At 70.5% G+C, this 11158-nt stretch carries 8 protein-coding genes and 3 pseudogenes; 8 read left to right on the top strand and 3 right to left on the bottom strand.

Annotated elements, in window-relative coordinates:
- Positions 1-89: 89 nt before the first annotated feature.
- The 6 genes and pseudogenes from AC2W7M_RS11765 to AC2W7M_RS11740 form a co-directional block, all read left to right on the top strand.
- Positions 90-904, top strand: a pseudogene (locus AC2W7M_RS11765) (ABC transporter permease).
- Positions 901-1737: an ABC transporter ATP-binding protein gene (locus AC2W7M_RS11760; protein WP_486132524.1), complete on the top strand. Its 837-nt coding sequence runs from the start codon at positions 901-903 to the stop codon at positions 1735-1737. Before AC2W7M_RS11765 ends, AC2W7M_RS11760 begins: the two are co-directional and overlap by 4 nt.
- Positions 1738-1748: 11 nt before the next feature.
- On the top strand, positions 1749-2561 hold the full coding sequence (locus AC2W7M_RS11755) for an urea amidolyase associated protein UAAP1 (RefSeq protein WP_486132523.1): 813 nt from the start codon (positions 1749-1751) through the stop codon (positions 2559-2561).
- Between the two features lie 11 nt (positions 2562-2572).
- Positions 2573-3220, top strand: a complete 648-nt coding sequence (locus AC2W7M_RS11750) for an urea amidolyase associated protein UAAP2 (RefSeq protein ID WP_486132522.1) — start codon at positions 2573-2575, stop codon at positions 3218-3220.
- Between the two features lies 1 nt (position 3221).
- Positions 3222-6766, top strand: a pseudogene (gene uca, locus AC2W7M_RS11745) (urea carboxylase).
- A gap of 47 nt (positions 6767-6813) precedes the next feature.
- Positions 6814-7241: pseudogene (locus tag AC2W7M_RS11740) on the top strand (allophanate hydrolase-related protein); the annotation flags it as partial.
- Positions 7242-7255: 14 nt separating this feature from the next.
- Here AC2W7M_RS11740 and hisI read toward each other — a convergent pair.
- Entirely contained in the window at positions 7256-7735 is a 480-nt protein-coding gene (hisI, locus tag AC2W7M_RS11735) for a phosphoribosyl-AMP cyclohydrolase (RefSeq protein ID WP_486132521.1), read from the bottom strand.
- A gap of 363 nt (positions 7736-8098) precedes the next feature.
- On the bottom strand, positions 8099-8833 hold the full coding sequence (folE, locus tag AC2W7M_RS11730) for a GTP cyclohydrolase I FolE (protein ID WP_486132520.1): 735 nt from the start codon (positions 8831-8833) through the stop codon (positions 8099-8101).
- 336 nt (positions 8834-9169) lie between these two features.
- Between folE and AC2W7M_RS11725 the strand changes: the two genes are divergently transcribed.
- Entirely contained in the window at positions 9170-9625 is a 456-nt protein-coding gene (locus AC2W7M_RS11725) for an iron-sulfur cluster assembly scaffold protein (RefSeq protein ID WP_486132519.1), read from the top strand.
- 3 nt (positions 9626-9628) lie between these two features.
- Here the strand turns inward: AC2W7M_RS11725 and AC2W7M_RS11720 are convergent, their stop codons facing one another.
- The gene (locus AC2W7M_RS11720) at positions 9629-10249 is read right to left on the bottom strand and encodes an HD domain-containing protein (protein WP_486132518.1); all 621 of its coding nucleotides are present in this window, start codon (positions 10247-10249) and stop codon (positions 9629-9631) included.
- A gap of 158 nt (positions 10250-10407) precedes the next feature.
- Between AC2W7M_RS11720 and yidD the strand changes: the two genes are divergently transcribed.
- Complete coding sequence (gene yidD / locus AC2W7M_RS11715; protein ID WP_486132517.1) at positions 10408-10818, top strand: membrane protein insertion efficiency factor YidD; 411 nt, start codon at positions 10408-10410, stop codon at positions 10816-10818.
- Positions 10819-11158: the final 340 nt, after the last annotated feature.

Here is an 11158-nt window from a genome sequence, read left to right as displayed (position 1 = left end):
CCCTCACCCTGCCCTCTCCCGCAAGGGGGAGAGGGCGCCCGGGCGGCGGGGCCGCCGGGCAACACGCAACCACACAGGAGCCGCGCCGGATGCGCCTCATCAATGTCAGGCCGGACCGGGGGAACGGGCGCTGGTGCTCGCCATGCTGCCGTTCGCGCTGGTGATCCTCGCTTACGTGCTGGGCTCGGCCGAGCGCCTCGCGCTGAACCCGGACGACAAGCTGCTGCCGAGCTTCGGCACCATCGGCGATGCCATCGTGAAGATGGCCTTCACCGCCGACAACCGCACCGGCGACTATCTCCTGTGGTCGGACACCGCGGCGAGCCTCTGGCGGCTGTTCGCCGCGCTCGCCATCTCCACCGGCGTCGCCCTCGTGGTGGGCGTGCTGATCGGCATGCTGCCCACGGTGCGGGCCTTCCTCGCGCCGTTCGTGGGCATGGTCTCCATGGTGCCGCCGCTGGCGCTGCTGCCGATCCTGTTCATCGTCATGGGGCTCGGCGAGGAATCGAAGATCGCGCTGATCGCCATCGGCATCACCCCGTTCCTGATCCGCGATCTCGCCATGCGGGTAGAGGAATTGCCGCACGAGCAGCTCATCAAGGCGCAGACCATGGGCGCCTCCTCCTGGATCATCGCGCTGCGCGTGGTGCTGCCGCAGATCGCCCCGCGCCTCATGGATGCGCTGCGCCTCTCGCTCGGGCCGGCCTTCCTGTTCCTGATCGCCGCCGAGGCGATCGCCTCCGACAGCGGCCTCGGCTACCGCATCTTCCTGGTGCGGCGCTATCTCGCCATGGACGTGATCCTGCCCTACGTCGCCTGGATCACGCTCCTTGCGGTCGTCATGGACGTGGCCCTGGTCAAGGCGCGGCGGCTCCTCTTCCCCTGGTTCGGAGCCGCGAAATGACCGCCATCAGCGTGCGCCACCTGTGGAAGGAATATGGCGACCAGATCGTGCTCGAGGACATCTGCCTCGACTTCGCGCCGCGCTCCTTCGTCGCCTTGGTCGGCCCGTCCGGCTGCGGCAAGACCACCTTCCTGCGCATCCTCCTCTCGCAGGAGCACGCGACCCGCGGCGAGGTGCTGATTGACGGCCGTCTTATTGCCCCCGAGCCGGACGCGGACCGCGGCGTCGTGTTCCAGCGCTACTCGGTGTTCCCGCATCTCACCGTGCTCGGCAACGTGCTGCTCGCCGCGGAACTCGCCGAGGCGCCGCTCTCGGGCCGCCTGTTCGGCGCCCGGCGCCGGCAGGCGGAGGAGGAGGCGCGCGCGCTGATCGCCGAGGTCGGCCTCAAGGGGGCGGAGGACAAGTATCCCGTGGCCCTGTCCGGCGGCATGCAGCAGCGCCTCGCGCTGGCGCAGGCGATCATGCGCCGCCCCAAGATCCTGCTGCTGGACGAGCCCTTCGGCGCGCTCGACCCCGGCATCCGCGCCGACATCCACGTGCTGATGAAGGCGCTGTGGAACGCCTGCGAGATGAGCGTGGTGATGGTGACGCACGATCTGCGCGAGGCCTTCACCCTCGCCACCCGCATCATCGCCTTCGAGCGCCGCCGCAACCGCCCGGAGGAAAAGGCGCGCTACGGCGCCACCGTCGCCAAGGACATCGAGGTCTGGCCGAAGAGGATCGCGGGCACGCGCATCCCGGGCAGCCCGGACACCCCTCACAGCCCCGGCCGGGACGACCCGGCCACTTCCTCGGGCACCGGCCGGGACGACCCGGCGCTGAAGACGGCTTGAGGAGAAAAGCCATGACCGTCAGCGTCGAAACCCAGAAATTCATCGAGGAAAACAAGCGCCGCTACGAGGAATTGAAGGCCGCCGGCCAGCAGCATGCGCCCAAGGCCCTGCCCGGCCCCACTTTGCGCGGCTCGGCTTCCATCAGGCCCGGCGCGGTGCTCAGCACGGAGACCATCCCCGGCGGCTGGTACTGGTCCACGCCGCTCAAGGCCGGCGAGGCCCTGCGCATCCATCTGGCGCACGGGCCGGCGGCGGTCTCCATGATCGCGTGGTCGGCCACCGACGCCTCCGAGCGGCTGAACTATGCCGACACGGTGAAGGTGCAGTGGACCTCGGCCCTCGGCAAGGGCCGCGTGCTGTTCTCCGACATGGGGCGCGTGATGTTCTCCCTGATCGAGGACACCACCGGCATGCATGACGCCCTCGTGGGCGGCTCCACCCCCGCCTCCAACCGCGCCCGCTATGGCGAGAAGGTGCTGCGCAACACCCGCGACAACTTCATTCTGGAGGCGTTGAAGCGCGGCCTCGACAAGCGGGACATTCCCCCCGCGCTCACCTTCTTCGCCCCCGTGCGCACGGATGCGGAGGGCAGTTTCCGCTGGATCGAGGATGCCCGCCAGCAGGGCGACTTCGTGGACCTGCGGGCGGAGATGGACCTCATCGTCGCCCTCTCCAACTGCCCGCACCCCATGGACCCGGCGCCGGACTACGCCCCGCCCCCGGTGGAGGCCATCCGCTTCCGCGCGCCAGCTCCGGCCGCGGACGACCTGTGCCGCACCGCCACCATCGAAGCCGTCCGCGGCTTCGAGAACAATGCGCGCTGAGGGAGGACGACATGACCCAATTCTTTGCGTCTCCCGTGCGCGATGCGTCTTCCGCCCTGCGCGATTACTTCGTGCCCGCCAACGCGCCCTTCTCCTGCCTCGTGAAGAAGGGCGAGAGCGTGCGCATCGTCGATCTGGAAGGCCAGCAAGCCGTCGATACTTTGTTCTACAAGGCCGACGACTTCTCCGAGCGCTATTCCTCGCAGGATACGCTGCGCGTGCAGGGCTCGGCCTATGTCTCCACCGGCACGAAGCTGATCTCCAGCGAAGGCAACGTGATGCTGACGGTCACGGCCGACACCTGCGGCCGGCACGACACCTCGGCGGGCGCGTGCTCGTGCGAGGCGAATACGGTGCGCTTCGGCCATCAGGTGAAGTATCTGCACGCCTGCCGCGAGAATTTCGTGCTCGAAGTGGCGAAGCACGGCATGACGAAGCGGGACATCGTGCCCAACATCAACTTCTTCATGAACGTGCCGGTGGAGCCCACCGGGGAACTCGCCATCGTGGACGGCATTTCCGGCCCCGGCGACTATGTGGAGCTGCGCGCGGAGATGGATGTGCTCCTCGTCATCTCCAACTGCCCGCAGATCAACAATCCCTGCAACGGCTTCAACCCGACGCCCATAAAGGTGCTCGTGTTCGGCGCGGAGGATTGAGATGTTCTCGAAAATCCTCATCGCCAACCGCGGCGAGATCGCGCGGCGGGTGATCCGCACCGCGCGGGCCATGGGCATCAGCTCCGTGGCCGTGCATTCGGATGCCGACCGCTTCACCCGCGGCGTGCTGGAGGCGGACGAGGCCGTGCGCCTCGGCCCGGCCCCGGCCGCCGAGAGCTATCTGAACGTCGACGCCGTCATCGCCGCCTGCAAGGCGACGGGCGCGCAGGCGGTGCATCCGGGCTACGGCTTCCTGTCCGAGAACGTGCGCTTTGCGCGGCGGCTCGCGGAGGAAGGCATCGCCTTCATCGGCCCGAAGCCGGAGCATCTGGAGGCCTTCGGCCTCAAGCACACGGCGCGCGCGCTGGCCAAGGCGTCGGGCGTGCCGCTGCTGCCGGGCACCGACCTCCTCGACAGCGCGAAGGAGGCATTGGCGGCAGCGGAGGCCATCTCCTATCCGGTGATGCTGAAGTCCACCGCCGGCGGCGGCGGCATCGGCATGCAGCTGTGCCACACGCCGGACGAACTGCGCGACGTGTTCGAGCGCGTCCAGCGCACCGCCCGCGCCTCCTTCGGCGATGCCCGCGTCTATCTGGAGCGGTTCGTCGCGGAAGCGCGCCATGTGGAGGTTCAGATCTTCGGCGACGGCAAGGGCAAGGTCTTGGCGCTGGGCGAACGCGACTGCTCGCTCCAGCGGCGGAACCAGAAGGTGGTGGAGGAGACCCCCGCCCCCCTGCTCTCCGACGCGGTGCGCGCCCGCCTCCACGCCGCCGCCGTGCAGCTCGGCGAGAGCGTGAAATACGAGAGCGCGGGGACGGTGGAGTTCATCTACGACCCGGCGCGGCAGGAGTTCTATTTCCTCGAAGTAAATACCCGCCTTCAGGTGGAACACCCCGTCACCGAGGCGGTGTTCGGCATCGACCTCGTGGAATGGATGATCCGGCAGGCGGCGGGCGAAGACCCCATCGGTGCCGCCGGCCCGCTCGCGCCCAAGGGCGCCGCCATGGAGGTGCGCGTCTATGCGGAAATCCCCCACGCCAATTTCCAGCCCTCCGCGGGCCTGCTGACGGAAGTGAAGTTCCCGGATTGGGCGCGCATCGACGGCTGGATCGAGACCGGCACGGAGGTGACGCCGTTTTACGATCCCATGCTCGCCAAGGTGATCGTGAAAGCCGACTACCGGCCGGGCGCCATCGCGGCACTGCGGAAGGCGCTCGCCGAGACCTCCATCTGCGGCATCGAGACGAACCTTCAGTATCTCGCGGCCATCGCCGCCTCCGACCTTCTCGCCTCCGGCAAGGTGGCGACGACGGCGCTGAAGGACTTCGCCTTCCGGCCGACGAGCGTGGAGGTGATCGCCCCCGGCGCGCAATCGAGCCTTCAAGAACTCCCGGGGCGGCTGAACCTCTGGCACGTGGGCGTGCCGCCGTCCGGCCCCATGGACGAACATTCCTTCCGCCGCGCCAACGCCCTCGTGGGCAATCCAGAGACCGCCTGCGCGCTGGAAATGACCGTCAACGGCCCCACTTTGCGCTTCCATGACAATGCGACGGTGGCCATCTCCGGCGCCCATATGCCGGCGCGGCTCGACGGCGCCGCAGTGCCGCACGATGCCGCCTTCCCGGTGAAGGCGGGGCAGGTGCTCGCCATCGGCGCCATCGAGGGCGCCGGCCAGCGGGCCTATCTGGCGGTGGCCGGGGCCTTTCAGGCGCCTGAGGTTCTGGGCTCGCGGGCGACGTTCGCCCTCGGCCAGTTCGGCGGCCATGCCACCGGCACGCTGAAGGCGGGCGATGCGCTCCACCTCGCCCCCGCATCCACGCGCCCGACCGCGGCCCGGCGGCACAAGTGCCCCGCCCCCGCCCCGCTGACGCGGGACTGGCAGATCGGTGTGCTCTACCGGCCCCCACGGCGCGCGGACTTCTTCCAGCCGGAGGACATCGCCGACCTGTTCTCGGCCACCTATGAAGTCCATTCAACAGCGCCCGCACCGGCGTGCGCCTCATGGGGCCGACGCCGCGCTGGGCGCGCACCGACGGCGGGGAGGCGGGGCTCCACCCCTCCAACCTGCACGACAACGCCTATGCCATCGGCGCCATCGACTTCACCGGCGACATGCCCATCATCCTCGGCCCGGATGGCCCTTCGCTGGGCGGCTTCGTCTGCCCGGCGGTGATCGCCCGCGACGAGCAGTGGAAGATGGGCCAGCTGAAGCCCGGCGACCGCGTGCGCTTCGTGCCCTTGCCCCGGCCGGAGGACCCCATCGCCGGCCCCGTCCTCATCGGCGCGCCGGAGGAGACCTCCTCCCCCATCCTCGCCATCCATGAGGATGGGCCGGTGCGCGTCGTCTATCGCCGGCAGGGCGACGACAATCTCCTCGTCGAGTTCGGCGACATGCACCTCGACGTGGCCCTGCGCCTGCGCGCCCACCTGATGTCCGAGGCGGTGAGCCAAGCGAAGCTCCCCGGCCTCATCGACCTCACCCCGGGCATCCGCTCGCTCCAGATCCATTATGACGGCGCGAACCTGCCCCGCACCAGGCTGCTCGACGCCCTCGCGGAGATCGAGAAAGGCCTGCCGGCGGCGGAGGACGTGGTGGTGCCGAGCCGCATCGTCCACCTGCCCCTCTCCTGGAACGACCCGCAGGCGCAGCTCGCCATGCGCAAGTATCAGGAGCTGGTGCGGGCCAATGCGCCCTGGTGCCCGGACAACATCGACTTCATCCGCCGCATCAATGGCCTTGAGGACGAGCAGGCGGTGAAGGACATCATCTTCGGCGCCAGCTATCAGGTGCTGGGGCTCGGCGATGTCTATCTCGGCGCGCCGGTGGCGACCCCCATCGATCCGCGCCACCGCCTCGTGACCACCAAATACAATCCGGCCCGCACCTGGACGCCGGAAAATGCCGTGGGCATCGGCGGCGCCTATATGTGCATCTATGGCATGGAGGGGCCGGGCGGCTACCAGCTGTTCGGCCGCACCATCCAGATGTGGAACACCTGGCGGCGGACGCCTGCGTTCAAAGATAACCCCTGGCTGCTGCGCTTCTTCGACGAGATCCGCTTCTTCCCGGTCTCCCATCAGGAACTGATGGAGGCGCGCGCCGCCTTCCCCCACGGCGCCTATCCCGTGCGCATCGAGGAGAGCCGCTTCTCCTATGCCGACTATGCCGCGAACCTCGCCGCCAATTCCGGTGCCATCGCCGCCGGCAAGGCCCGCCAGCAGGCGGCCTTCGAGGCGGAGCGGGCGCGCTGGAAGGCGGAGGGGCTGGACAGTTTCGTCGTCGAGGACGGCGCCGGAATGCTCGGCGAGGGCGAGATGCCGGACGGCTGCTTCGGGGTGTCCGCCAACGTGCCGGGCAATGTCTGGAAGGTGCTGGTGGAAGAGGAAGCGGTGGTCGCCGCAGGCGACACCATCGCCATCATCGAGAGCATGAAGATGGAGATTTCCATCACCGCCCACGCGGCGGGACGGGTGCGGGAAATCCGCGCCGCGCCCGGCCGCACCGTGCGTTCCGGCGACGTGGTCGCCGTGCTGGAAGATTTGTGAGGATGCCCATGACCACGCGCACGCCGCTCAGCGGCCGTCTCCTCGCCCCCGAGGGTTCAGGCCCCCTGCCCGCCGCCGAGGCGGTGCCCATCGCCGTGGTGGGGGCCCACCTTTCCGGCATGCCGCTCAATGCCGAGCTGATCGAGGCCGGCGGCGTGCTCCTGAAGCGCTGCCGCACGGCGCCGGACTACCGGCTCTACGTGCTGCCGGACACCAGCCCCATGAAGCCGGGCGTGGTGCGCGCGCCGGGCTTGCCGGTCCCGGCCTGGAGGTGGAGGTCTGGGCGCTGGCGCCCGACGCCTTCGGCCGCTTCGTGGCGCGCATCCCCGCGCCGCTGGGCATCGGCAAGGTGCGGCTGGAGGACGGCACGGAGGTGCCCGGCTTCCTGTGCGAGGCCCATGCGGTGGCGCAGGCGCAGGAGATCACCGCGCTCGGCGGCTGGCGCGCCTTCATGGCCTCCCGCGCGGCTGAATGAGCGACGGCCGCGGCTCAGTGGCCGTGGCCGTCGCCATGCCCGTGGCCACCATCCCCGTGGCCGCCATCCCCGTGGCCGCCATGCCCGTGGCCGCCTTGGCCGTAGACCGCCTCGGGGTCGAAGCGCGGCACGTCGTCGGTGAAGGCGAGCTGCGTTTCCGGCGAGGGCGCGGCGCCGAGCGGCACGGTGCGGTAGAAGCAGGAGCGGCGCCCGGTGTGGCACGAGGCGCCGGTGCCGCCCACGTCCACCTTGATGACCACCGCGTCCTGGTCGCAGTCGATGCGCATCTCCTTCACCGTCTGCACGTGGCCGGAGGTCTCGCCCTTCTTCCAGAGCCGGCCGCGCGAGCGGCTGAAATAATGCGCCTCGCCGGTGGCGATGGTGAGCGCGAGCGCCTGCGCATTCATATGCGCCAGCATCAGCACCTCGCCGGTGGCCGCGTCGACGCAGACGCAGGTCACGAGCCCGGCCGCATCGAAGCGGGGCGAGAGCACGGTGCCCTCTTCAAGGGCGGCACCCCGCGCGGGCGGGCGAAAAGGGAGGCGTCGGCGCTCATGGTGTCGACCTTCGAGATTGGGCGTCCCTTTTGCCCCAGTCGGCGGCGGAAGCGAAGCCCTTCAATTCCGCGTGCGAGGTCGAGGCAGGCAGGCGCGCTCAGGACCAGCCGGACGTCATGCCCCGGCTTGTCCGGGGGCATCCACGCGTCAGCCTGGACCAGCGGGTCGGTGGCCCCTCCGGACAAGCCGGAGGGTGACGCAGCGCGGACGATCGCAGACGGCCCGCGGGAGACTGGCTCTGGCCGCCATGCATGCCTTCTTGCCCAGGAAAACGCAGCCAGGGCACGCGGCGCCCTGCCCCTATCTCCCCCCGCGCAGCAGCGTGATGAAGCGCACCTGCTCGGCCGGGTCGTCGCGGAACATGCCGGTGAACTGGGTGGTGATGGTGGAGACGCCCTGCTTGGCGATGCCGCGCATGGACATGCACATGTGCTCGGCCTCGATCATCACCGCCACGCCGCGCGGACGCAGGCCCTCGTCGAGCGCGGTGATGATCTGCGAGGTCAGATGCTCCTGGGTCTGCAGGCGGCGGGCATAGATCTCCACCACGCGGGCGATCTTGGACAGGCCCACCACCCGATCCACCGGAAAATAGGCCACATGCGCCTTGCCCACGAACGGCACCATGTGGTGCTCGCAGTGGGAATGGAAGGGGATATCGCGCACCAGCACGAAGTCGTCGAAGCTTCCGATCTCGCCGAAGGTGCGGTCGAGCAGCGCGTCGGCGTCCTCGCCATAGCCGGAGAACAGCTCGTCATAGGCCGCCACCACCCGGCGCGGCGTGTCGAGCAGGCCTTCGCGGGCGGGGTCCTCGCCGAGATAGGCGAGCAAGGTCCGCACCGCCGCCTCGGCCTCGCCGCGCGAGGGGCGCGGCGTGCCGTCCGGCAACAGGGGGGCGATGGTTTCGTGCAGGACGGCGGTCGCGCCGGGCTCTTCGGCCTCGGTCCCGATCTTCGCCCGGCGCGCCGCCTCCTCGGCGCGCGCCTTCGCCTCCTGCTCGGCCTGAGCCATGAAGAGTTTCACCACCGCGTCCATGACCAACTCCGTTCGACCCTCAGGCTGACGCGAGAGGGAGTGTCACCGGGTGTCGGCTACGCACGCGCGGGTCCTCGGGATCATCCGCGCCCCGCCGGTCGTTCGGCGGCGGCCTTGCCGTCCTCGTTCCATCCGGGCGCGCCAAAGGCGCAGGCCCAGCTTGATCATGCGACCGCGCGCTCCGCCGCGCAAGTGCGGCCGTCTTCGCCGCCCGGCTGCGTCCGCATCCGCGCCGGCCTTCAATCCGGCGGCCGGCGCGCTATATATAGGCGGATATGCCGACGCCGAAAGAGCGCCGGCGCAAGGACGGAACCGGCCCGGCCGGCGGAACAGCCCATGCTCGACGACGTCTACAACGCCCGCATCCTCGCCCTCGCGGCCGACATTCCCCGGCTCGGTCGGCTCGCCGCGCCTGAGGCGAGCGCACGCGCCCATTCGCGCCTGTGCGGCTCCACCGTGACCATCGACCTGGTGCTCGACGGCGACACGGTCGTCGATTTCGCCCATGAGGTGCGCGCCTGCGCGCTCGGCCAGGCCTCGTCCTCGCTCATGGCGCGGCACGTGGTCGGCGCCACCACCGCCGAGCTGCGCGCGCTGCGCGAGAGCGTGGCGCGCATGCTGCGCGAGAACGGGCCGCCGCCCGAGGGCAAGTGGGCGGACTTCGCGGTGCTGGAGCCGGTGCGGGAGTATCGCGCCCGGCACGCCTCCACCCTGCTGACCTTCGACGCGGTGGTGGATGCCATCGGCCAGATCGAGGCCGCCCGCGACAAGGCCGCCGCCGCCGCGGAATGAGCCTCAGGCCGAAGCCGGCTGCGCCGCGATGGCCTCGAGCGCGGCCGTTGCAGCGGCATCGAAGGCCGCTTCCAGCGCCGGCGACACGCCCGTGAGCCCGGCCGCCACCTGCCGCGCCCAGGCCACATAGGCAATGGCGCGGGCCGCCTCCCAGTCCAAAGGCGGGTCCTCGGCGAGGGAGCGCAGGTTCGCCACCTTGTCGGCCAGCTTCAGGAGCTTGCCGCGCGCCGACAAATGCGGGGCGTGTTCCACCTGGAGCCGCTTGCGCTCCTCGGGGGCGAGCGCCTTGTCGTCGGTGACCTCCGCCACGAGATGGGCCACATCGGCGCCGAAGGTGGCGGCGATCTCGGCCAGGGTCACGCCCTGGTCCTCCACCACGTCGTGGAGCAGAGCGGCGGCCACCAGTGCGGCATCCCGGCCGCCGGTCGCCTCGCTCACCAGCAGCGCCACCTCGGCGAGGTGGTTCACATAAGGCTGGGCGCGGCGCCCCTTGCGGCGCTGGTCGGTATGGCGCAGCGTCGCGAAGGCGAGCGCGCGCACGGCCAAAGCGAGCGGCGCGGGGGCGGTATCCGCCGCGGCGTCGGGCTGCGGCGCAAATCGGTCGGGTACAGGTCGGTCGGTCATCGGTCACTCGCGAGGTCGTGCCGAAGCCGACGGGTCCGCCGGACCCGCCGGCCCGGCTCGAAGGAAGGGAAAAGTGTCGAAGCCCATGAAGGTCCCGGAACGGGACGATTTTGAGGCGGCGCTGGCGGCGGCGCGGCCCTTGCCCAGCGCCGTCCGCCGTGCCGGCGGACCGGCTCAGGCGGCTTCTCGGCGCCCTGAAGCTGGCGCCGCGCACGGCACTGCGCCTGCCGATCCTCGCCTATCGCTACACGCTGTCCTCGTTCATGGGCCGGCAGTGCCGCTATCTGCCCACCTGCTCGCACTATGCCGACACCGCGATCCGCCGCCACGGCGCCTATGCCGGCTTCTTCATGGCCGCCGCCCGCATCTGCCGCTGCCATCCCTGGGGCGGGCACGGCTATGACCCGGTGCCGGAGCGCCTGCCCGAGGGCGGGCATCTCCTCGCGCCCTGGCGCTACGGCGTCTGGCGCATGCCGCCCGAGGGAGGTGCGGGCGCGGAAGGTGCGGGCAAGGAGGGTGCTGGCGAAGAGGGTTCGGTCAAGGACGGCGGCGGCGCCGGCGCGGGCTGAGCGGCGGCCGTCGTCCGCAGGCAGGCCTTGGACGGCGTCGCGAGGGCCGTCCACACCGCCGCGATCTCGCGATCGTTGCTGCACAGGCTTGCCCCGCTCCCGGCCCCCGCGCCTTTGCCTTCCGCGATCTTGGCCTGCGCGCTCTTGGTCTGCTCGCGCAGATTGATCTGCACCGGCTTCGACAGCCACCAGCTCATGGCGACGGCGCGGATGTCCTGGCGCTTCGGCTCGGCGGGGCAGATGCCGGCCGGCGTCTCCGGCGCCACCTTGATGTGGCCATGTGGGGGCCGCAGTCCGCGCCCAGGCGCGCGCCGAGGAAGGCCCGCGCCTCCGCCTGGGG

The organism is Xanthobacter sp. BG11Y11_SDJG, from assembly GCF_057364445.1.
Note: the sequence above shows the minus strand (reverse complement) of the source record. Positions and strands in the feature narration are given on the sequence as shown.